General features: G+C 40.3%; 22 protein-coding genes and 1 riboswitch. Of the genes, 8 read left to right on the forward strand and 14 right to left on the reverse strand.

Annotated elements, in window-relative coordinates:
- Nucleotides 1-507 precede the first annotated feature (507 nt).
- Nucleotides 508-1,404: a patatin-like phospholipase family protein gene (locus tag ACZ427_RS15980; protein ID WP_464883462.1), complete on the forward strand. Its 897-nt coding sequence runs from the start codon at nt 508-510 to the stop codon at nt 1,402-1,404.
- 137 nt (nt 1,405-1,541) lie between these two features.
- Here ACZ427_RS15980 and ACZ427_RS15985 read toward each other — a convergent pair whose 3' ends face one another.
- The 7 genes from ACZ427_RS15985 to ACZ427_RS16015 form a co-directional block, all read right to left on the reverse strand.
- Complete coding sequence (locus tag ACZ427_RS15985) at nt 1,542-2,144, reverse strand: methyltransferase (protein ID WP_461176742.1); 603 nt, start codon at nt 2,142-2,144, stop codon at nt 1,542-1,544.
- 231 nt (nt 2,145-2,375) lie between these two features.
- Complete coding sequence (locus tag ACZ427_RS15990) at nt 2,376-2,585, reverse strand: hypothetical protein (RefSeq protein WP_461176741.1); 210 nt, start codon at nt 2,583-2,585, stop codon at nt 2,376-2,378.
- Between the two features lie 177 nt (nt 2,586-2,762).
- A complete protein-coding gene (locus tag ACZ427_RS15995) occupies nt 2,763-3,644 on the reverse strand; it encodes a YitT family protein (protein WP_464883463.1) in 882 nt (293 codons plus the stop codon).
- A 455-nt stretch (nt 3,645-4,099) separates the two neighbouring features.
- Nucleotides 4,100-5,602, reverse strand: coding sequence for a flotillin family protein (locus tag ACZ427_RS16000; protein WP_461176739.1), 1,503 nt, complete (start codon nt 5,600-5,602; stop codon nt 4,100-4,102).
- A 311-nt stretch (nt 5,603-5,913) separates the two neighbouring features.
- The gene (locus ACZ427_RS16005) at nt 5,914-6,765 is read right to left on the reverse strand and encodes a DUF72 domain-containing protein (RefSeq protein WP_461176738.1); all 852 of its coding nucleotides are present in this window, start codon (nt 6,763-6,765) and stop codon (nt 5,914-5,916) included.
- Nucleotides 6,766-6,902: 137 nt separating this feature from the next.
- Complete coding sequence (locus tag ACZ427_RS16010; protein WP_461176737.1) at nt 6,903-7,868, reverse strand: DMT family transporter; 966 nt, start codon at nt 7,866-7,868, stop codon at nt 6,903-6,905.
- 225 nt (nt 7,869-8,093) lie between these two features.
- On the reverse strand, nt 8,094-9,683 hold the full coding sequence (locus ACZ427_RS16015; protein WP_461176736.1) for a solute:sodium symporter family transporter: 1,590 nt from the start codon (nt 9,681-9,683) through the stop codon (nt 8,094-8,096).
- A gap of 470 nt (nt 9,684-10,153) precedes the next feature.
- On the opposite strand from ACZ427_RS16015, the gene ACZ427_RS16020 reads away from it, so the two are divergent.
- The 4 genes from ACZ427_RS16020 (at nt 10,154) to ACZ427_RS16035 (ending at nt 14,645) form a co-directional block, all read left to right on the forward strand.
- Nucleotides 10,154-11,326, forward strand: a complete 1,173-nt coding sequence (locus ACZ427_RS16020) for a galactokinase (RefSeq protein WP_461176735.1) — start codon at nt 10,154-10,156, stop codon at nt 11,324-11,326.
- A gap of 29 nt (nt 11,327-11,355) precedes the next feature.
- Nucleotides 11,356-12,357, forward strand: coding sequence for a UDP-glucose 4-epimerase GalE (gene galE, locus ACZ427_RS16025; protein ID WP_461176734.1), 1,002 nt, complete (start codon nt 11,356-11,358; stop codon nt 12,355-12,357).
- Nucleotides 12,354-13,844: a UDP-glucose--hexose-1-phosphate uridylyltransferase gene (gene galT, locus ACZ427_RS16030; protein ID WP_461176733.1), complete on the forward strand. Its 1,491-nt coding sequence runs from the start codon at nt 12,354-12,356 to the stop codon at nt 13,842-13,844. The genes galE and galT overlap by 4 nt, the downstream gene beginning before the upstream one ends.
- A 219-nt stretch (nt 13,845-14,063) precedes the next feature.
- Nucleotides 14,064-14,645, forward strand: a complete 582-nt coding sequence (locus ACZ427_RS16035) for a Maf family protein (protein ID WP_461176732.1) — start codon at nt 14,064-14,066, stop codon at nt 14,643-14,645.
- 126 nt (nt 14,646-14,771) lie between these two features.
- Here ACZ427_RS16035 and ACZ427_RS16040 read toward each other — a convergent pair whose 3' ends face one another.
- Genes ACZ427_RS16040 through ACZ427_RS16060 form a run of 5 tightly spaced genes read right to left on the reverse strand, consistent with a single transcriptional unit; the run spans nt 14,772 to nt 18,843 of the window.
- Nucleotides 14,772-15,380 carry a response regulator gene (locus ACZ427_RS16040; RefSeq protein WP_461176731.1) on the reverse strand — a complete coding sequence of 203 codons (609 nt, stop codon included), beginning with the start codon at nt 15,378-15,380 and terminating at the stop codon, nt 14,772-14,774.
- The gene (locus ACZ427_RS16045; protein WP_461176730.1) at nt 15,358-16,455 is read right to left on the reverse strand and encodes a sensor histidine kinase; all 1,098 of its coding nucleotides are present in this window, start codon (nt 16,453-16,455) and stop codon (nt 15,358-15,360) included. Before ACZ427_RS16045 ends, ACZ427_RS16040 begins: the two co-directional genes overlap by 23 nt.
- Nucleotides 16,456-16,484: 29 nt before the next feature.
- Nucleotides 16,485-17,171 (reverse strand): ABC transporter permease, encoded by a 687-nt coding sequence (locus ACZ427_RS16050; protein WP_461176729.1) that lies wholly within the window; start codon nt 17,169-17,171, stop codon nt 16,485-16,487.
- Nucleotides 17,168-17,899, reverse strand: coding sequence for an ABC transporter permease (locus tag ACZ427_RS16055; RefSeq protein WP_461176728.1), 732 nt, complete (start codon nt 17,897-17,899; stop codon nt 17,168-17,170). Before ACZ427_RS16055 ends, ACZ427_RS16050 begins: the two co-directional genes overlap by 4 nt.
- Nucleotides 17,899-18,843, reverse strand: a complete 945-nt coding sequence (locus ACZ427_RS16060; RefSeq protein WP_461176727.1) for an ABC transporter ATP-binding protein — start codon at nt 18,841-18,843, stop codon at nt 17,899-17,901. Before ACZ427_RS16060 ends, ACZ427_RS16055 begins: the two co-directional genes overlap by 1 nt.
- Before the next feature lie 225 nt (nt 18,844-19,068).
- Here ACZ427_RS16060 and ACZ427_RS16065 point away from each other — a divergent pair, with 225 nt between their 5' ends.
- The 3 genes from ACZ427_RS16065 to ACZ427_RS16075 all read left to right on the forward strand — a co-directional run bounded on the left by ACZ427_RS16065 (nt 19,069) and on the right by ACZ427_RS16075 (nt 21,939).
- Nucleotides 19,069-19,452, forward strand: coding sequence for an SLAP domain-containing protein (locus ACZ427_RS16065; protein ID WP_461176726.1), 384 nt, complete (start codon nt 19,069-19,071; stop codon nt 19,450-19,452).
- A gap of 110 nt (nt 19,453-19,562) precedes the next feature.
- Nucleotides 19,563-19,664, forward strand: a riboswitch (SAM riboswitch).
- A 110-nt stretch (nt 19,665-19,774) separates the two neighbouring features.
- Complete coding sequence (locus ACZ427_RS16070; protein WP_461176725.1) at nt 19,775-20,878, forward strand: 5-methyltetrahydropteroyltriglutamate--homocysteine S-methyltransferase; 1,104 nt, start codon at nt 19,775-19,777, stop codon at nt 20,876-20,878.
- A gap of 167 nt (nt 20,879-21,045) precedes the next feature.
- Nucleotides 21,046-21,939 (forward strand): fructose bisphosphate aldolase, encoded by an 894-nt coding sequence (locus tag ACZ427_RS16075; protein ID WP_461176724.1) that lies wholly within the window; start codon nt 21,046-21,048, stop codon nt 21,937-21,939.
- 63 nt (nt 21,940-22,002) lie between these two features.
- Here ACZ427_RS16075 and ACZ427_RS16080 read toward each other — a convergent pair whose 3' ends face one another.
- Together ACZ427_RS16080 and ACZ427_RS16085 are read right to left on the reverse strand one after the other, a co-directional pair.
- A complete protein-coding gene (locus tag ACZ427_RS16080) occupies nt 22,003-22,245 on the reverse strand; it encodes a hypothetical protein (protein ID WP_461176723.1) in 243 nt (80 codons plus the stop codon).
- Between the two features lie 35 nt (nt 22,246-22,280).
- The gene (locus tag ACZ427_RS16085; RefSeq protein ID WP_461176722.1) at nt 22,281-23,348 is read right to left on the reverse strand and encodes a VWA domain-containing protein; all 1,068 of its coding nucleotides are present in this window, start codon (nt 23,346-23,348) and stop codon (nt 22,281-22,283) included.
- Nucleotides 23,349-23,643 lie beyond the last annotated feature (295 nt).

A 23,643-nucleotide genomic window follows, 5' to 3' on the forward strand; every position in this document is an offset into this window, starting at 1 on the left:
CCGCAGGAGTCAACGGTCCGCAGCTCCAATCAACCATCACATAAGTGCTTAATGAAGTTGTAATGCACATATCAGCGAAGGAAATATACGGAGACTCCTGCTCAGAACAGTGGCCAGAGTGAGACCCCGCAGAACGGAGTTCGAGGAGGCTCACGGGTCACCCGCGGAAAGCGTAGTATATTTCCGCAGCGGTTAAAAAGCACCAACCACAATTTCAAGTTACTTCGTCTTTTATATCAACTGCGACGTTAAAGAGTAACAAAATTTACGAAACGAGCCAACCAGAATTTTCATACAAAGTATTGTTTGTTTCCCTTTGGAGTAATTCCAAAGGGAAATATTTATATGTAAAAGAAAACAGCCAGGCACCAAATGTATCATTTTCGACTAGAATAAAAACATCAGCTCCTGTAATAAATCTGTCCATTCTGTTGAATCAATCCCAATCCAGTATTTTGATACATTTTCTATACAAATGCTATACTATAATTACATAAAGTAAGGGAAGTGTATGAATTGGAAGATAACATAGGCCTTATTTTGGAAGGCGGTGGAATGAGAGGGGCATATACCTCCGGCGTGCTTGATTTTTTTCACGATGAAGGAATCGATTTCCCACTCGTCACATCAGCTTCTTCAGCTGCAATTATCGGTAGTTCTTATATTGCGAAGCAACGGGGCAGAAATTACGAAATACTAATGGAAATGGGAAAAAACCATAAATCTATATCATTTGAACGAATGATCCGCGAAAAGGAATTATTCAGTATGGATTTTATTTTTGATAAAATACCGAATGAGCTAGTACCTTTTGATTATGAATCATTCTCAAAGGCTGCATCCAAATTTATTATTGGAACAACAGATTTAAATACAGGAAGTACCGTTTACCATGATTCCTACGGGTCAAAAGAAGACTTGTTGAGCATTATCCGTGCCTCCTGCTCGTTACCTATACTTGCACCAAGTATTTCTTATAAAGGAAATAACTTAATGGATGGTGGGATTGGTGAAGCTATTCCGATTAAACCATCCATTGATCGTGGATACCGAAGACATGTTGTAATCCTTTCAAGAAATAGAGGATATATAAAAAAGGCTACTAAATTAAATTGGCTCTATAAACGGGTATTTAAAAAGCATCCGGAATTTGCGAAATTATTAAAAGATCGGCATATCCTGTACAACAGGACCATAAAAACGCTGTTGGAAATGGAAAAACGTGGGGAAGTGTTTCTCATACAACCCGAAGAACCGTTAAAAGTAAGCAGAATTGAAAAAAGCAGTGAAAAGCTGGACCAATTATATATACAGGGATATACAGAAGCAAAAGAGAAAAGCTGGGCATTGCAACAGTTCTTTACGAAGCAAGCGCCATACTATGAAAAAAACATGACTTCATAGTTTTTCAAACGTAGACGGATAAAACGAAAAAAATACTTGCAGTTGCTTCCCCACTTCTCTTCCTGGTTTTACCCCCAAGATTGAAGTCGGGAGGGTCAAGGCACGACCTGAGCTTTAGTTCTTTTCATATAAATCGGCTAATAGATTAATTTATAAATAAGAAACCTTTCGTCCGGATTCCATTCATATGACCCCGGTATGATTATTTCCTTCTTCAATTCAAAAGCGGTATCATTTTCTAAATAATGAATGTAATCCTCTGAAGCATAATATAAAATTAATTCAATTTCTCTTGCTGCTCGCTCCATTGAAACCAGTATATTATTGATAGTCTTCATAAAAATCTGGACGGAAAATGGATTAAAAAAATAAAAGCAGTTGTCTGATGCATCAATCTGGTACTCTTCTGCCAGACAGCAATAAAAATGGATGTCATCGGGACTTTTTTTCTTTGCATACCGATTACGGTTTTTTAACGCTTTCTGGTAGAAGCTCTCATTCATTTCCACCCCTTTCACAGTTGCCTGGTAATAATAATCGATAAAAAAGGTTAATCGACCTTTACCACACCCAAAATCAACCAACTGATCACCGGATTTTAATTCGTAGTTTTTATACAGGACCTCAAGCGCCTTATAAGGCGTCGGTTCATACGGGTAATGATGGATTGAATCTGGAAAGCCTTTCTGCTCTCCTCTGGTATGTATGTTCAACAGTTTATCAAAGTAGTATTCCTTCATAGTTTTGCTCCTATTTTAAGTAGATATGTGGATCTCATGTATTCCTTCTTATGTTATTTTATCGCTGATATTGAAACAAGTCTATTATTTAACAGCGTACCACTGGCGGCACATACTTTCTTGAATGAAACTAGTCGTAAGTATTGTTGCTCTTTAGCGTCCAGTTGATATAAAAGACAAGGTAACTGCTGGGTTGATTTCCGCTGCGGTTAAAAAGCACCAACCATAATTTCAAGTTACTTCGTCTTTTATATCTTTTCTGATTGGCTCTTTTGGTGGGATGAGTAATCGCAATCCCAGATCTCTTGGTGGGACGAGTAACCGCAGTCCCAGATCTTTTGGTGGGACGAGTAACCGCAGTCCCAGATCTTTTGGTGGGACGAGTAACCGCAGTCCCAAGCGTATAGGAGACATTCTTATAGTTAAGTTTGCTGTTTTCATTATAGACGGTGGAAGCATGCTTGTTTCCTAATTGCTAAAAAAAGCTGACCCAATGGCCAGCCTTTTTATCTATATCATGAAATACTAAGTCTTCTTTACTTATGTCTACCTCACTAGACCACGTGAACACTAATTCGGTTATCCAAATGATTACAGAAATCGCCTTAGCGCTTGGTCTTACTCCCTAGCTGTCTGCCCCGCTTCTTCAGATTCTGCATGCTCAGCAATCTGGTCTGCAATAGGAGTAGCAAAGAAAGTTCCTCCCGACACATCTTTAACGTTATTAACGACAACAAAAGCATTTGGATCAATTTCTCTGATTAGTTTTTTTAAATAAAGAAGTCTTTGAGATTGTACAATAACATAGATAATTTTTTGATCTTGTTCCATATATCCACCACTACCATTAAAAACGGTAACACTTGAGGCCATCTCATTGGTTATTTGCTTAGAAATTTCGAGACTTTTAGGCGATATAATATTGACGGCTTTCTTTGCATCAAACCCACCAAGAACGTAATCACTTGCCACTTTTCCAACAAATAATGAGATGATTGTATACAAGGTATAAAGTGGCCCAATAACAAAGATCCCTGCCAAAACGATAAGCGCATCACCAATAAATGTGGTTAAAACGATATTTAATTCAAACCGCTCATGAAGAATTCGTGCAATAATTGATGTTCCTCCAATCGAACTCCCTGCTTGTATAATCAAACCAAAGCCAACACCCATTACAAGTCCCGCAAATATTGCTGCGACTAAGGGATCTTCAAGTGGCTGCCCAAGGTTTTCGGTTAAATATACAAACAAAGATAAAAGCGGAACATTAATAATCGTCTTATACACTATATGTTTCGGGAGATATTTAAAGCTGACTCCCAGTAACAATATAAAAATGATAAACGTAATAATACCTGGAGAAAATTCAAACGCATAATATAAAAGCAAAGATATACCCAGTATACCTCCATCAGCTATTTGATTGGGCATAGCTAATAAAGTTGTTGAAAGTGCGCAAAGCAAGGTTCCTATTACAATATAAGCAGCCTGCCTCAAAATGTTCACCTCTTTTTCTATTCATGTTAGAGCTTAAATGATGCATCTTTAGCATAGCTTTCGTTTAAAAAGCCTATGTACATTTATTCCCTTTTCCTTTGAACCCTAACCTTTCCAATTATCTACGCTGCAGGAAACTAAAAATGGAAAGATTCACAATAAATGACAGAAAAAGCGCCCCACTTTTACGGAATAAGTGCGGAATATCTGCAAGATTATTTTTCTATGATTTGACAGCTGTTCGGCTGCATTCGGTACTTTCACCCAGTAAATACATGTGCTGTCACTCGGCAAAAAAGGTACCATCCTATCAAATGGGATGGTACCTTTTTTACATATGCATTTTCTAGGAATCTTCTTGTATTCCAACTGAACCGTGCATTTATTTTTCTTTGTTTAGTAGTTTATTTTTTTAGAACGGGATTCTAGTTGTTATCCATGGAGCGAACTCACATTTATTCTCTCGTTGAATGTGTATCTTCGTCCATCGATTCCGTTATTGCATCTTCTTCCGTTGATGGTGATTCTTTAGTTGCCGATGACTCCTGATAATGATTCATATAATCAGAATCAAAGTTATTGATAGTTCCACGAGATACATAACTTTCCAACATGGCTTTCAAGTCCATACCAGTAGCTTCCTTCAATGATTCCTGAATACCCAGCATCGTAGAAGTAACACTATTAGCTACTTTTGAAGTTCCTCCCATGGAACCAGATCCCCCCATATCAATGACCTTCATATCCTTAATTTGAGATATAGGAGCAGATACTTTCTCGGCGTATTCAGGTAGGACATTGATAAGCATCTCTATGATTGCAGCTTCACCGTATTGTTCCATTGCTCTTGCCATACGTTCTTTAGACTCAGCTTCGGCAATACCACGTTGGCGTATAACCTCTGCTTCTGATTCCCCTTTAATTCTCTCTTTTTCTGCTTCTGCCTCAGCCTTTTTCGTTGTTTCATAGGCCTGGGCATCGGCGATGGAGCGTCGGCGTTTATTTTCTTCTTCTTCCAGCTCTACCGCACGTTGTTTTTCAATATATTGAACTTTCAACTCTTCATCTTTCACTTGCTGGGCTAGCCTTTGTGTTTCAAGCTCACCCGCCTGTTCTGCATTAGCCCGTGCACGGTTCGTTTCTTTCTGGAATTCAGCTTCTTTAATATCTTTTTCATTTTTGGATTGTGCTACTGCTGTAAGACGGCGGTTCTCTTCATCCTGCGCTTCCTGATCATTCTGCGCTTGATAAATACGTGTTTCCTTTTGCGCATCGGATTCTGCTTGGTTCGCCAGTTTTTGTACTTCTGCAATGTGAGGGCGGCCTAAAGCATCAATATAACCATTCTCCATATCTACATCCTCAACATCATTTAAAGCGAAAGATGTAATTTCAAAACCCATTCCCTTAAGATCGGCTTCCGCAATTTTTTTCACTTGCGTATTAACTTCTTTAAAATCGTTATAAATTTTTTCAATCGATAAGGAAGCAATTATCGCACGAAGATGTCCATTTAATACATCCTTTAATTCGGATTCCCGTTCATCCTGTTCTTTCCCAAGAAACTTTTCTGCAAAGTTTGCCATAATCTCTAACTCACTTCCGATACTGATGACAGCTGTACTAACAACACGGACAGGGATACCTTCCTTCGTATACGCCTTATCGGAATCGACTTGTAGCTGAAAAGATGTCAAATCGATAGGTGTAGAGGTCTGGAACATCCGGAGGCGATAACCACCACCACGGATAATTTTAACGGAACGTCCATTGTCATCCTCGAACACATTCTTCTCTTCCTTTGGATCCCCAAGCTTTGGACCGGTAACAATAAGTGCTTCATTAGAACTGGCGGTTTTATAACGGAGCCTGAACATAATAAGCATCGCTATTCCCCCAATAAGAACAATAGCACCAACAACGCCGAGAATAATTAATAATATTGCGTTTTGAAACATATTTAACATTCACTCCTTTATAAGTTTGCGTATTTCATACCGAATTTCCCCCGGCAAAAGTTTCAGTATTTAAATAATTATTTTTTAGGGGAAATTAGAAAACCTGATTTTCCTTCAAGTCTTTATGGCGATAAAGCCTTGATCTGAGCTGATGCAATAAGATTGTTTTAACTGCTAAAAAAGTTATTGAATCTGAATTATATATATGCAGCTTTCTTCATAAACTTTCGTTTGCCAAAAAAGGCGACAAAAATTCGTTATTGAATTTAAGGTCGCCTTTACTATGATTTTATGACTCTGGCAGAACTAGGCTAAAATAACTCCATCTGCTTTGAAGAAAGCCCCTCATACTCAATACCCAGCATTGATTGAAATTCCTTTGCATTGCCGGCCGCGTCTCCACCGGAATTATTATTAAATAAAACAATGATATCTTTTGTATCCTTTGACAGCTCCTGGATTCTCTTTTTCCACTCTAATAATTCTGCTTGATTGTATTTATACAGATAGCGGACTTCCCGCCAATTAGTGTCAGCGCTATTTGGTTTATTCCATCCATGAAAATTCCTTCCGTGCAAACGAATAAGTGTCATATCTGGATGCGTAGCCTTGGAAACGATAGGAATAGACCCATCCCCTGCCTGTGGCTCATCGGCAATAGAATGAATCCAGCCTTCCTGTTGCATAAAAGAAAGTGTATCTCCCCGATACCTGGTGTTGAACCAGGACTGGTTTCTAAATTCCAAAGCAACCGGAATATCCTCCATCATTTTCCTGCAGTACCTTAAATAATTTACATTCTCTTTGCTACAATCAAACCATGGTGGAAATTGAAAGAGAACCATTGCCAGCTTCCCCGCATCCTGATAAGGCTTTAAAGATTCCTTGAATGCCTGAAACATCTCTGGTTTTGTTTCAAAGGGGATATCACCGCGCTGATGGCCCGTCATCCCCTGATATGCCTTTACAACAAAGCGGAAATTCTCAGGTGTTTCACTGACCCATTTGGAAGCATTTCGATAAGGCTGCACCGCATAAAACGATGCATCTACTTCCACAACCGGAAAATGACTGCTGTATTCGGATAGCTTATCTGTTGATTTCACCTGAGGCGGATATAGAGAATAATGGTCTCCCCATCCTGTTAAACCAATATAAATCATCCTCAAACCCTCCATATTTTCCATCATAGCACAGAAGAAGACAGATTTGGAAAGAGGAGGGTATTGCCCTCATAGCCGTCATGTTCATCATAATGTGGGGTGATTGAGTGGGTAACTTCTCTAGTTCCACCGCCCAATCATGTCATTTTCTCCGAATTATTAGTTGTAGATTTGGGTCGTCTTCTGCTTGCCCGTCCTTTATAATTAACAGCTATAATTCCTACCGCTACCAGTGTCAGCGCACCTACAATAAATAAATTCAACTTTTCACCAGGTATAAACATTGCTGATAAAATTGCTCCTGAGACCGGGGTGATAAATTTAAACATACTTATTTCGCCGGCTTTGTTATATTTCAAAATGGAATACCATAAAGCGAACGCGGCAGCTGAAAGCAGAGCTGAATAAATGAATAAAGCCCAACCAAAAGGTGTAAATGTGATCGCATCCTCACTCATACGGGGTATCCCGACCACTAGCAACATTCCGGCTCCAATCGTTAATTGCCAACCCGTCAAGGCAAATGGATGAATCCCTACAGCCAATTCTTTTGCCATGATTGTACCAATCGCGCTCGTTAAAGCTGCCAGGATCATGTATCCTTCACCTGTAAATTGAAAGCTCAGCTGGAGTTCCTGTCCCCAGTTGGCGACAATCACACCACCGAAACCAGCTATCAGGCCAATTGCCTTTTTCCAATTCAAGCGATCATTACGGTAGAAAAAATGTGCCAAAATGACCACAAAAAAAGTTCCGCTTGATACGAGAATCGCACCCTGCATGCCTGAGACCTTTGCAAGGCCATTATAAAAAAAGTAATATTGCAATGCTGTCTGTATAAGGCCAAACAACATCAGAAACATAAGCTGACGAGGAGTTACCATTAACTGTTTTTTATTAACAAAAAACAAACCAACAAGTAAAATCACTCCAGCCAGCAAGAAGCGCCACCCGGCAAATACCACTTTGGCAATCGTGTCATCCGGTGCCATCTGCAACTCCTCATAGCTGATTTTTAAAACAGGAAAAGCACTCCCCCATAATATTGAACAAAAAATGGCGATGCTGGCCACAACCCATTTCTTTTTTAAAATGTGATCCATCTATGTCATCTCCTACGCTGTTTTCACACATAATCTTATCTATTATAGCGTAGAAGGACGAAGTGGGTCATCTGTTTCAGCTCGGATGGAACTCTCTCATCTCAACGCCAAGCCTTTGAGCGAATGCCAAAGTCCGCACTTATGCAGATAGGAACGTTTTATACTTTCCTATCTGCCCAGAAAAGGAATTTACCCCACCAGGCAAATTCCTTTCCCTTCTTTCTACTATTGTGCAATACCAGCACTTGAGAAGATAACATATATGATAACCATTACGGCAATTGCAGCGAAGCCGACTGGGTAGAGAAGCTTCCATGGTGTTAAGTCAACCGCTTTTTTATCTTCCAGAGTGAAAGCCGTGTCACGCGGTTTGAATTTGCCGATAATCAGCATCAATACGGAACATATAACAAATAAAATGGCCAGGATATGCAAGTAGTGCACACCAGTATCCCAGAACAGCTGGGTAATCGCATAAACTGTAATAAACAGTCCAAGCGCAATTTTTGCGGCAATGGCCGGTACACGTTTTGTCAAATAACCGATAATTAGAATGGTAAATATTGGAACATTATAGAAACCGTTCACCATTTGGAAATATTGGAAAAACCCTTGTGGCATCAAATCAATCAATGGCGCCATACACATTGCGAAAATGGCGATTATTGTACCAAATACTTTACCATGACGTATAAGTACATGGTCAGAAATTTTCGGTTTTACATATGGCTTGTAAACATTCAACATGAACAGGGTGACAGTTGAGTTTAAACCTGAGTTAAAGGATGACAAAATTGCTCCAAACAACACTGCAGCAAAGAAGCCGACTAGCGGCAATGGCAGCACATGGTTGACAAGTGCACTATAGGCGTTGATAGGATCCAGATCATCGCCAAGTAAATTAAATGCGATAATTCCAGGTAAAATCAAAATAGCTGGTCCAAGTATTTTTAGAAATGCTGCAATCAATAAACCCTTTTGGCCTTCTTTTAAGTTTTTCGCAGCAATCGCACGCTGCATAATATGCTGGGCAGTTCCCCAGTAGAATAAATTCACCAAAAGCAAACCGGTAAACATCGTAGAAAATGGAAGGGGTTCTTTCTCCTTGCCTACTGCATTTAATTTTTCGGGTGTATTCTCCATAATTGTCTGGAATCCAGCGATTGGTGAGCCATCTCCTAAAAAAGCAAGTCCCAGTACAGGGATAAGCAGGCCACCGATTAATAAACCGATTCCATTTATTGTGTCGGAAACAGCAACTGCTTTTAGTCCACCAAAAATAGCATAGATTGATCCGATAATTCCGATGATCCAAACGGTAAGCCATAATGCAGCCGTATCGCCTACTCCAAACATCCCCTGGACATCAAACATCTCGCGTAATGCCACTGCACCAGTGTATAAAATCGGTGGCATCAGGTTAAGAACATAACCAAATAAAAACAGAATGGTTACAAAAAGTTTCACACCAGGATCGAATCGTTCTTCCAAGAAATCCGGAATGGTTCTGATCCCGCCTTTTAAATAGCGTGGAAGCAGGTAAAACGCTACCAAAACAAGTGCTAAAGCAGAACCAACTTCCCAACCCATGGAGGCAATGCTGAATTCATAGCCTTCCGCGTTTAATCCAACTAGCTGTTCTGTCGACAGGTTGGTAAGCATTAACGAACCGCCGATAACCCAGCCTGTTAAGCTGCGTCCACCAAGAAAGTAGCCATCAGAAGTGGTAAGATCTTCCTTGCGGGTTTTAACATAGGAGATAATTGCAACTAATGCTGTAAAAAATACAAATGATGCTATTGTTATAAATGTCATTGATGAATACCCCTTTTCTTATGCCTTTCTGATTTGTATACGAATCTGTCATTCTATTAATCCGCTTACAAAATACATACTGAATTTGTTTCTTTGTAAAATAGCAATTCTACTTCCTTGTGTGATATGTACTCCTTTTCTTAAACTTAATTAAATTAATTAACTTTTAATATCCTATCATTCAGTATGACAACAGTCAATCTACTTTTTCAAAACTCAGCAAACCATGGGTACATTCTACAAATATTCAAAGACCCTCCCATATCTCAGCTGCTGATAAGATGAATTATAATACCTTAGATTTCTAACTGTTTTAAAAAGCGTTATAGAAGAGTTATAGAAAAATTATTTCCTCACCGATTCTTATTGAAATTACCTGAAATTCATAGTATCATCAAATTAATTAAATTAATTAATTAAGTATAGATTGTTTACTTTAATCGTATTGTTTTTTAGAGAGGGGTTCATTTATGACCAACACAAATCTTATCAGCAACTTCCAATCTACTTTCCAAACAATAGAAACGCCTGCGTGTTTCTTTGCCCCTGGGAGAATTAATCTAATCGGGGAGCATACAGACTATAATGGCGGACATGTCTTCCCTGCTGCTATTTCGTTTGGGACCTATGCCGTAGCAAGGAAGCGGGATGACCAGCGGCTGCGGTTTTATTCACTTAATTTTTCCGAGAAAGGTATAATAGAATGCGATCTTAACAACCTGGATTATGATGATAAGCATGACTGGGCGAACTATCCGAAAGGTGTAATCAAGCTGCTGCAGGAACAGGGGCATGTGATTGATACCGGAATGGATATCTTATTCTATGGAAATATCCCGAATGGCGCGGGCCTCTCGTCTTCTGCATCCATTGAAATGGTGACAGGTGTTTTACTTGAAGAACTTTTCGGACTTACCATTGACCGAATTGCGTTGATTCAGCTTGGCCAGCAGGTGGAAAATAACTATATTGGTGTAAACAGTGGGATAATGGATCAGTTTGCTATTGGTATGGGGAAAAAAGATCATGCGATACTGTTGAACTGCCAAACACTAAATCACCGCTATGCCCCGATAAAGCTCGAAGAACATGTCATTATCATTATCAATACAAACAAGCAGCGGACACTAGCAGGTTCGAAATACAATGAACGCCGCGAGCAGTGTGAAGCAGCACTTGCAGACTTGCAGACAAAGCTTGATATCAAAAGTCTTGGCACCCTAACCAATGAACAGTTTGAGGAGCACAAACATCTGATTAATGATGAAGTGAACCGGAAGCGCGCGCGCCATGCAGTGACGGAAAACAGCCGTACATTAGAAGCGCTTGAACAGCTGCAGCAGGGAAACCTGAATGAATTCGGGCGGTTGATGAACGCCTCCCACCAGTCACTGAAAGAAGATTATGAGGTGACTGGAAAGGAGCTTGATACACTAGTCGAAGCCGTCTGGCAGCAGGAAGGTGTTGTTGGTGCGCGGATGACGGGTGCAGGATTTGGTGGATGTGCGATAGCAATAGTGGAAAAAGAGAAGCAAGCAGAATTCCCTGAAAAAGTGAATACCATATACCGGCGTATAGTTGGCTATGATGCCACATTTTACCCTGCAGCGATTGCCGATGGTGCGAAACAGCTTAACAAATAGACAATCTCTTAGAAAGAAAGGAGCTTTTTATGAGCATTTTAGTATTGGGAGGAGCAGGCTATATTGGCTCCCATGCCGTTTATCAATTAAAGGAACAGGGACATGATGTTGTTGTTGTCGATAACCTGGAAACAGGACATCTTCAAGCCGTTCATCCAGAATCCACTTTCTATCAAGGAGACATCCGATCGATTGACTTTTTACATGATGTCTTTAAAAAAGAAACCATTGAGGCGGTCATCCATTTTGCTGCAAATTCCCTTGTTGGCGAGTCCATGGAAAAACCGCTCAAGTATTTTGACAACAACGTCTATGGAACGCAGATACTGTTGAAGGCAATGGTAGAACATGACGTGAAGCATATCGTATTTTCTTCCACCGCTGCAACCTATGGCGAGCCGGAAAGGGTGCCAATCACGGAAACAATGCCGACAAGGCCGACGAATGCTTATGGAGAAACAAAGCTGACGATGGAAAAGCTGATGAAATGGACGGCTGCAGCACATGGAATCACCTATGTTTCCTTGCGCTATTTTAATGTCGCAGGCGCAAGGGAATCTGCGGTAATTGGCGAAGACCACCGCCCGGAGACCCATCTTGTGCCGATTATTTTACAGGCAGCACTCGGACAACGCGAGCATATTACCATTTTCGGAGAAGATTATGACACAGCGGATGGCACGTGCGTCCGGGATTATGTTCATGTTGATGATTTAATCGGTGCTCACCTGCTCGCTGTGGATTATTTAAAAAATGGCGGAGCGAGCGAAACTTTCAATCTTGGCAGCAGTCAGGGCTTTTCCGTCAAAGAAATGATTGATGCAGCACGAGCGGTGACTGGTAAGGAAATTCCGGCAGTTAGCGGACCGCGTCGTGCAGGTGATCCAAGTACCCTTGTCGCAAGCTCGGAAAAAGCGAAAAAAATCCTTGGCTGGAATCCTCAGCGTACCTCTATCGCAAAAATTATGGAAGATGCCTGGAGATGGCATTCCACCTATCCAAACGGCTATGAAACGGATGTGAAGTCATGATTTATGCAACTATCTCAAGTTTAATAGAAAAAGCAATAGATGCAGAGCTTATTAAGGAGAACGACCGCATTTATGTACGGAATCAGATAATGGCCCAGCTTGGTTTAATTTCTTTTCCAGCAGGGTTGCACCAACAAGTCGATGGATCGATTCCCGATCTTATGGAAGCAATTATTGATTGGGCTGTGACTGAGCATGTGATTGAAGATGTTTTGGACGACAAAGAAATATTGTCTGCAAATATAATGAACTGCTTTGTCGCAAGACCCTCTGTCGTGCAGGGAACTTTTGACGAAAAATACAAGCAATCACCTGAGGCTGCAACCGATTATTTTTATGATCTAAGCAAAAACAGTAATTATATTCAGATGAATCGAATCCGTAAAAATATCCATTTTCAGGCAGGCAGTGCCTACGGATCTCTTGATATTACAATTAATTTGTCAAAACCGGAAAAGGATCCTGAACAAATTCGACGGGAACGGGAAACGAAGCAGGCAGTGAACTACCCAAAATGCCTACTCTGTGTAGAGAACGAAGGATATAATGGACGGACTGGACACCCGGCACGTGCCAATCATCGGGTGATCAACGTGCCACTGCTTGGTGAAAACTGGTATCTGCAATACTCACCGTATGTGTATTACAACGAACACAGTATTTTACTAGCAGAAGAACATCGTGACATGAAAATTGACAAGGCTGCGTTTGAACGTTTGCTTACTTTCACGGAAAAATTCCCGCATTACTTTATCGGTTCGAATGCTGATTTGCCAATTGTTGGAGGCTCTATTTTAAGTCATGATCACTATCAGGCAGGCCATTATGAATTTGCCATGAAAAATGCGGAGCATGTACATGATTTTGAACTGAAAGGATATCCAGAGGTGTCAGCATCTACGTTGAAATGGCCGTTATCTGTGATCCGCCTGCAAGGAGATAACCCAAAGCTGTTGGCAGACGCTGGCGATCATATTTTAGCCGTATGGAAGAAATATTCTGATGAAAAAGCGGACATCCTTGCATTTACAGGGGGCACACCGCATAATACGATCACTCCGATTGCGCGCAGATGTGGTGAACGATATGAACTGGATCTGGTGCTACGGAATAACCGTACCACCGAGGAACATCCGATGGGGATTTTCCATCCACATGCCGATGTCCACCATATCAAAAAGGAAAACATCGGTCTAATCGAAGTACTGGGGCTCGCTGTACTTCCGGCAAGGTTGGAGAATGAGCTTAGAGAACTGAAGAAATTTTTACTGGATCAGTCAAGTGAAGTAGCAGAATACCACCAGGAATGGGCGGCAACATTGAAGGATAAATATGGTGTAGTCAATAACCCTGCTGAAGTGGATGAAATTGTTGAAAAGGAACTCGGAAAAAAATTTGCAAGAGTTTTGGAAGATGCCGGCGTATTCAAACAAACAGACGCTGGATTGGCTGCCTTCCAGCGATTTATTTCAGCAGTGAATGGATAATATGGTAAACTTGGATTCAGCTGGTCAGACAAAAATAAAGTTTGGGTTCGGGACTGCGATTACTCGTCCCACCAAGAAGACTTGGGACTGCGATTACTCGTCCCATCAAAAAGACTTGGGACTGCGATTACTCGTCCCACCAAAAAGACTTGTTGCTCTTGATTTAAGTCACGTAATAGTTGCACCTTTGTGAGGGTTCATAGATATGGAGGGAAACATATGACAAAAAAACTTATCTTAGCGTCATCATCACCACGAAGACAGGAGCTCTTAAGTCAGGTAAAAATTCCTTTTACCATTCGAAAACCACAAACCGATGAATCACTGATCAATACAAATGATCCACTGGAAAAGGTAAAACAACTAGCCTTACTGAAAGGCAGGAATGTTCCCATTGAACAGGAGGATGAAGTGATTTTATCTGCGGATACCATCGTTTCTTACAATCAACATATTTACGAAAAACCTGAGAACAAAGAAGATGCTTATCAAATGATCAAGAAGTTAAGTGGGGCCGTGCATGAGGTATTTACCGGTGTAATGATACGCTCATCCGATAATGAACGTGTATTTGTTGAACAAACAAAGGTAGAATTTTGGCCTTTAACAGAAGAAGAAATTGATTGGTATGTATCCACGAATGAACCGTACGATAAAGCGGGTGCCTATGGAATTCAAAGTATTGGAGCTATGTTTGTGAAACAAATTATTGGGGATTACTACAATGTCGTTGGCTTGCCTGTTTCCAGTGTAGTCAGGGAACTTAAGGGATTTTCTATCTATCCGGAGCATACAAATTAACTTAACTCCCCGACCGAAAATGCAGGTGAACCTTGGTGTAATTAGATAAGCCCACCATCCATTGCTATAGTTGACTTTTGATTACTCTTTTTGAAGGCATAAGTTACACCCTGCCTGCTTTTTGGTTCAGTCTCTCCTTCTCTTCCAATAATAAATGGCCAGTTGTGTCCGATCACGGATTTCCAGTTTATCTAAAATAACAGATAGCATATTTCTAATAGTTCCGACACTTAGGAAGAGCTGTTCAGCTATTTCTTTATTCGAAAGCCCTTGTGCTATTAGATCAACAATATCGGCTTCTCGTTCTGTTAAACCTTTCAATAATTCGTTGTCTGGTTCCATAATTGTTTTTAATACATCTGCATCCAAAACCGTTGACCCTGCTTTTAATGCCCTTATTTGCTGGGCCATATTTTCAATGGATGACGATTTTAATAAATACCCCTCTGCCCCAGCTTTTAATGCCAGCCTAATATTTTTCTCATCCTGAAATGTAGTTAACATGAGAATTTGAGTAGTTGGCCACTGTTCTTTTATTCGCTTTGTACTTTCAATCCCATCCATTACCGGCATTTGAATATCCATTAAAATAACATCCGGATGATTGTGGCAAAAATCGATTGCTTCCTGACCATTGCCCGCTACACCGATTACATCGAAATCCTTTTCTTTGCCAAGCAATAGCTCCAAGCTCCGGCAAACCAGTGGATCATCATCCACGATTAGTAGTTTCATCTGTTACCTCCTTATCTAAAGGAATTACGCAAACAAGGAAAAAACCATTTTTCCTGCCGGTGGATAAGCTTCCACCTAAAGACCTGGCCCGTATTTGCAAGCTTCTTAAACCGCCACCTGCCTGATGACTCTTTACCGTTGTCCCATTATCCTGAATGAACAGACGTACAATAGATTCTGTTACCTGCAGATCTACCCCAACTTTTGTAGCATTGCTGTGTCTGGCAACATTGGTTAAACCCTCTTTTAAACAGGACTCTAACAGTCCCCATATATGAGCCGGTACCAGTAACATATTACCTGATTTTTGAAACTGGATCTCCATCAGTTGAAAATTTTGCACAATGTATTCCAGGCTTTCAACACCAATCAATGTAGTTGGAGTCATATTATGAACGGTCTCTCTTAAATCTTTCGTACTGCGCTCCAATCGCTGTTTGACTTCCTCGAGAAGTTTCTCCGCTTCTTTTGTATCCTGGACATACGCATGGGCTTGTAGTGCTAGCACTGCACCAGTCAAATCATGCCCTAAATGATCGTGAAGCTCTCTGGATATCCGGTATCTTTCCATCAGTTCTGCATGATGTGATGCATTTTTATTAGCTTCCAATAAATCTGCTTTCATCTGCTCCAGCTCATACCTGGATTTTCGTTGTTCATCCGTTTCCAGCCTAAACTTCTGCTGATTCTTTAACATGAAGTACGAAAAGGCTCCAAAAAAGTAGGCCTGGAGAAAATACCAATAAATAAGGTTTGATGATGTGGATAAGAAAAACACACCCAGAAAAAGCAAAACAGATAGCAGCCATTTCCCTTTTAATACAAGCTCGAATAGCGGCAGCGCCAGTCCAAAGTAACTAATATCGGAATAAGGAAAATATAAAAAGCAAAAGAATAGATCAAACAAAACCGTCCAGACAGGCAAAGAAAAACGCCAGCGTAAACTCACCATCATTAACAGTAGAAGGATCAGGACGAATGTATGGATGGTGGAATCCGCAATTACCCATAAATGAATAAGCAAAACGATATTCAGAAAACGCCATACATTTATATATAACATCGGTTCTTTCATTACATTCACCCTAATCTATCTAGTAAACGCTAGTTAATTTTTCTTACACTGCCAATGATCATAAAAACGATTGTATATAGCCATAATACGCCATTAATTAGCAGAAATTCAGAAACACTTTCTCCAAAAACGATCCAATCAAGCCCTTCGACAAGCCAGTACGTAGGAAATATAACAGCAATCCGCTTTAACAGATCAGGAAACATTTCCAATGGAACAATGATGCCGCTCACTAAAACAACCAAGATGATAAGTGACATATAAATTAGAAATGATGTATCCTTATTACGATAAATGGAAATCCATGCTAACGCAATAGCTAATGAAGTAAAGCTGAAAGAAACATATAAAAGTAATAGCCAGCCTGGTTGATAAAGTTCATGCCCAAAAAGCACGCCACCATAAACAACAATAATACATTGAAGTATTAAAATGAAAACATAAGCTAAAAGGTTTTGACTTAAATATTGAAAATGGGTAACCGGTGCTACCGCCAACCGTTTAACTACTCCTTTTGAACGATCCTCAAGCATAATGGTTGCTAAACGGATACCGACAAATAAAAGCAATATTCCAAAATACTGGTAACCATAAGGAAGAAATGGCCAATATTCTCCTTCAGGGAAAAAAATACACGCGACGGGAAAAAGCATGAGGAAAGCAATATTTGTTTTGTTACTGAAGCTTCTTTTTAAAGCAAAATGAAAAATTGTCATATTATTTTCCTCCTTCCCATAACAAGCATTAGAATAAAGAGAATGACCGTCGCAATCAGGAGAATATTAGCTGGAAACCACGCTTCTGCCACGTTAGCGTTCTTCATCTCATAAATCGCTTCTATCGATAAAGTTAGTGGATTTACATAAGTATTGACAAAGTCAAAAACTGCGGTTTCCGGCATCGGGAAAAATAACCCCGCCAAAACAACAAAACCAACCCCATACACTTCACTTAACCGTTCTGCAACCTTAAAGTTTTTCACGGAGAATGTGAAGATCAAGCAAACAACACTGGATAAAATCGCCATTAGGGAAATGATATAAATCGCCCATAGCCAGTTTCCCCAGGTGACCCCCAAAACAAATTGCGAAAAGGCCATGAGAATAATACCCAGTAAAATGGAAAATATGATCCCACACATCATAATGGAAAAAGCATACATGGTTTGATTAAAGGGCAAAGAATAAATTCTTTTTTTGTTTTCCGTAAAGAAATCAATATAAATATAATTCATTACAACCGAACCACCAAATAACTGAAAGACAAGCACCATCGTAATTGCATTTTCATTTATATAAGGTTCTCCTGCGTCTGTTTCAGCACCTGAAAGAATGAAAGAAAAAACGGAAAGTAGAATAATGGGCACTACAAGCAGCAGGATTAAAACAATATAGTTTCTGAGCATTCTTAATGCCGTAAATTTGATCGTTGAAAGAACCCTCATTATTCTCCCCCCTGATCCCTAAGCTGCTTCCCAGTTAACGTCAGAAAAACATCCTCTAAATCTGGCTTATCTGATTGGATTCCAATTACTCCAGCGTGCTCCTTCACAAGTGAGATGATTCGATCTAGATTACCAGAATTAAAGGCAGAAATTACAGTTATCTGACTTCCTGATACCATAACCTTTTTCACTCCGGTGATTTTTTCCAGGCGGTTTACTGGAACGCTGTCAGAATTGGTCACATCGATTTTTACTTTTTCTTCGTGTTGAATCGTTTGAATCAATTCATCTACTGTGCCTTCTTTTATAATCTGCCCCTGATCCATAATCACCACTCTGGAAGCAATTGCTTGAACCTCCTCCATATAGTGGGTGGTATATAATATTGTCGTACCATTCTCCCTTAACTTTCTCACCGCTTCTAAAATATAATTTCTTGATTGTGGATCAATACCGACAGTTGGTTCATCCATAATTAAAAACGTTGGCCTGTGTGTCAATGCACACGCAATATTTAATCTTCGCTTCATACCACCGGAAAATTTGGCCGGTGTCTGTTTGGATTTATCTCCCAAACCGACAAATCGCAATGCTTCTTCCACTCGAATCTTCTTATCTTCTCCTTTTAGACCATAGACACCTGCAAAGAATTGTAAGTTTTCCTTTGCCGTCAACTCTTCAAATATTGTGATCTCTTGAGTAACAAGCCCTATTTTTCCTTTATTCTGATTGGAGAAGGGATTTTTGGATTGACCGAATATACTAACCTCTCCGCGCTCAAAAGGCGTCATTCCAATCAATGTCTGAATTAATGTCGTTTTGCCTGCCCCGTTTGGACCAAGCAAACCAATAATTTCCCCTTCTTGTATATTCAGGTCTATATAGTCCAGCACAACATTTGACCCGTATCGTTTTACAACATTTCGCATAGAAGCAATCGTCATATTTTACATCCTTTCTTTTATTATGTTTTAAGTATGATAATTTTCATGTCCTTTGAATAGTTACATTTGTCATTGAATATTAGAACGCTGCTATGCCATCCAATGAGAGTAGGTTTGTTAGCAAAGTCTGTATTCTTATCGTTTGTTGTTTTGTCATAAAAAATATAAACTGTCTATATAGTCTGAAATTCGCCCCGAATATGACCGAATAATGAGGTGTTAACGATGCAGGAACTCCAGTTTGAAGAAAAGTGGGAGCAGGCGCTTCCTGACAAGGATAGAGAAAAGATTATAAAAGTTTTTGAAGAAACAAAGAGACAGGTAACAGATGAAGTTACTTACATCCCTCTATGGAACGCGACCAATTATCTTGGGGATCTATTAATCAGTGTCCTTGTCCAAAATGGGACCGATGAAACGATTAAATTTGAAAATAAAACCCTGACCTTTAACCAGCATAACCAAACAATTGCCAGCAATGTATTTACAATTCCAAGATTAGAGATTCCCGCAAAAACAAGTGTCCCATGGGCGTTTATTTTTCCAAAAGATAAAATGGAAACAGCTGCAAATATGGACATCCCGGGTAAAATCGAAGCACCATTATAATGCAATTGCTTCTAAATCAACTAAGATTTTATTTAATTTTTTCAATTTTCGTATTGACATACTGTTTAAATATCTGTATCTTTAACATTAATAATTAAATAAGTAACACATTCTTATCCAGAGAGGTGGAGGGACTGGCCCTTTGAAGCCTCGGCAGCGGACTAATTATAAGTACTGTGCCAATTCCAGCAGAATTTACTTGAAGATAAGAAGAGCGAACATTTCGTAACCACAAGCCTCTTCTTATAAAGAAGGGGATTTTTTAATTGCAGAAACGCTTTCGATTATCTTCACAAATATTTTTGGGAAAGAGGGAGATTAAATGACAAAGACAACAGTAAAAGCACCATTTCGAGCAGATCATGTAGGAAGTCTATTACGACCGGAACGCATCCACCAGGCACGTAAAGACAGAGAGACAGGAGTCATTTCAACAGAAGAACTGTACCAAATTGAAACAGAAGAAATTAAAAAAATTGTTGATAAGCAGATTGAAGTTGGTTTGAGTGCCGTGACAGACGGAGAATTCCGTCGCCGTTTCTGGCACACAGACTTCCTAGAGGAACTAAGTGGTGTGGAAGGATATGTACCGGAGCACGGATTTAATTTCGTTGGTGTGGAAACAGAAAAATATGATGTTCGTATTAGCGGAAAAGTATCCTTTAATGAGAACCATCCACATATTCAACAGTTCAAGGATTTTAAAGAAATCGTTGGTGATCGTGCCATTGCAAAACAAACCATTCCAAGTCCGAACCAGCTCTTTAATGCAGGTATTCCAAATTTTGAAATCTATCCCGACATTGAAGACTTTGCAGGAGACGTTGTCCAGGCGTATCGTGATGCTATCAAAGCTTTCTATGATGCAGGTTGCCGTTATCTTCAGCTTGATGATGTATATATTGCAGGTCTCTCTGCACCGGACATCCCTTTTGCAGACACCGAATTATCACGTGAGGAACGTATTGATTTAGCGATACGCGTGTTAAATGGAGTATTGGAAGGACAGCCGGAAGATTTAACGATTACAACACATCTATGCCGTGGAAACTATCAGTCTGCATGGGCGTTTGAGGGCAGCTACGCAAAAATCGCACCTACCTTCTTTGCCAAAGAAAAAGTGGACGGGTTCTTCCTGGAATACGATGATGATCGTTCTGGAAGCTTTGAACCGTTGAAACATATCCCAGACGGCGGACCACGTGTAGTTCTTGGTGTGTATACATCCAAGTCCGGTGAACTGGAGGATAAAGCAGTCATTCAGTCTCGTATTGAAGAAGCATCTAAATATGTGCCGCTTGAACAGCTATGCATCAGTCCACAATGTGGCTTTGCATCGACTCACCACGGGAATAAATTAACAGAAGATGAACAGTGGGCAAAATTAAAATATATTGTCGACACAGCAAAAGAAATATGGAAGTAATTTCCCTTTCCCCTTCTGTCTAAAGGACATGGGGGGCATCTTATGGATAAACTGGTTTTAGACTTCCTCATTTTTAGCCCAACCATCCGTAAAGTGATACAATGAGAATGTGGGAGTTTCTTCTGCCTTGTAGAAAAAAATCTGACGACTGAAAAGGAGTGGAGTAAATGCAGGAAAATCAATTAGAAAAAATCAAGAACGGAAAAGGATTTATCGCAGCACTGGACCAAAGTGGCGGTAGTACTCCAAAAGCATTAGCGAGTTACGGTGTTTCTGAAAATGATTATTCAAATGAAACGGAAATGTTCGATCTTGTACATGCAATGCGTACACGAATCATTACCTCACCTGCTTTTGATCCTGAGCATATTCTTGGAGCCATTTTATTTGAGCAAACAATGGATCGTGAAATCGAAGGCAAATACACTGGTGACTATCTGGCTGAAGAAAAAGGTGTTGTACCATTTTTAAAAGTCGACAAAGGATTGGCTGACATCTCCAACGGCGTACAGAAAATGAAACCAATTGATAACTTGAAGGAAACACTAAACCGCGCGAACGAACGCCATATTTTTGGTACAAAAATGCGCTCAGTCATTAAAGAAGCAAATACTGGGGGAATTAAAGAAGTCGTTGACCAGCAATTTGAGATAGGAAACCAAATTATTGAAGCCGGGCTTGTACCAATTATAGAGCCGGAAGTAGATATCCATAGTAAAGACAAAGAACAATCCGAAGAAATATTAAAAGATGAGATATTGAAGCATTTGAATAATTTAAATGCAGACCAGAATGTCATGCTGAAATTATCAATCCCAACAACTCCAAATGCGTATAAAGAATTAATCGATCATCCACGTGTTGTACGAGTTGTTGCACTTTCAGGCGGTTATTCCCTGGAAGAAGCAAATGAAAAATTAAAAGAAAATGATGGATTAATCGCCAGCTTCTCAAGAGCGTTAAGCGCAAACCTGAATGTCAATCAGTCTGATGAAGAATTCAATGCAACGTTAAAAGAAGCAGTTGAATCCATCTATGATGCATCTGTTAATAAAAATTAATCACATAGAAAGAGGGACTTGGCATTGAATTGAAAGGCCAAGTCCCTTTTTTTCTGCATCTCCCTAATCCATATTTCTTAATTCCTGTCTCTCATCCAGTCCTCGCTCCCGTACCTCCTGTCTGATATCCAGGCCTTTTTCGCGAGCTTCCTGGCGCATGTCGAGAAATTCACTCCGGATATGCTGACGCATGTTCAAAGCACGGTCGGAAAGGAGGCTTCGGATTTCTATCGCATCCACGTCTTCCATAATCTCTTCCATATACCGTGTCAGGTCCTTCTGCCTGCTTTCTTCCTCATTGTTCAAATCGACCGCCTCCGTGGAGTATTCATTGGAGAGGTCTACATATTCACTGACCTGTTCATAGTTGGTCGAAACATTTTCACTGACCCAGTCATACCATTCATCGATAAGAGCACTCCGTTCTTCCTCGAAGGTCCTGCTGCAGCGATTGCTTCCAGAGCCTCCCGTTCAGCTTCCTCAATGTCAAAACCAATGATATTGACAATGGCGCCAATATCAGAGGACTGCATCGCCTCTGCCTCGGCGACTGGATCACCTCCGCAGGTTTCCTTTCCGTCACTCACTACGTAAACGACATTCTGAACATCATCACCTTTAAGGTTTTCCAAGTCTGCCGCTGCTTCTTCCATAGCCAGCCCAAGCGGTGTATAGCCGGTCGGAGAAAACGCCTGCAATGCCTCGGTGAAATTTTCCTCTTTGTATTCCCCTAGAGAATACACTTCTTCAGTAGTAGAACAGGATTTTTCTTTCCCGTCCAGCTGGTTGGTTCCAGCATGACCGTATACACGCAGTGATACATTAGCATGTTCGGGGAGGTTTCCTGCAAAGTCGGCAATGGCGTCTTTGGCCAGATCCATTTTCACCCCGCCATCCACCTGTCCCGCCATACTTCCACTAGCGTCCAGAAGAATTTGTACATTCATATCCGGTATGTATGCTGCTTCTTCATCTCCTGGTTCCCCGTCAGGCGCAGCTGTGATTTTTTCAAATTCAACATCCACCGTGTCGAGGGTCCCCTGATATTCACGGTAGTCACCTGCAGTCAGTCCAACAATACCGTGGAAATATTCTTCCGGTTCCAGTCCCTCCGGCCACTGATCGATCTCAGCTTTTACTGCTTCTTCATTGAAATTCTCTCCACCATATTCACCTGGCCCTGCATTCATCCAGGCGATGGTATCGTCGGATTCAATTTCAAATTGGTCATATCCCAAAGAATCCACTGGTTCCGGTTCAATTTCCGATTCCTCTTCAGTATCTTGTTCAGTTACCTCTTCCCCGTCAGCGGAGCTTACTTCCGATTCCGATGAGGTTCCGTCACTTTCACTACATCCAGCCAATAAAATAAAACTAAATAATACGATGGCATATACGATTTTCTTCATTTCCTTGCACACAGGAAAAATGATTCTGTGTACGTCCCTCCTTTGCCTTGATATTTTTTATTTCTAAAAATTATTTTACCAGTAATCACGCAATGTTCAACCGGCTTAGTTAATATTCCTCATGACTATACATGGGGATATTTGACGCCTACATCAAATCAACCATATTTTCTTCCACTTTCCTAGACTGAAAATGGAAGGTGAATCTTTGGTGAAATTTGCAGCCTGCAATCCATTTCTGTAGTTGACTTTTTGATGAACCCTTGCATTTTTGGTACTATCCTAAAATATTTTT

Source organism: Virgibacillus ainsalahensis, assembly GCF_055380755.1.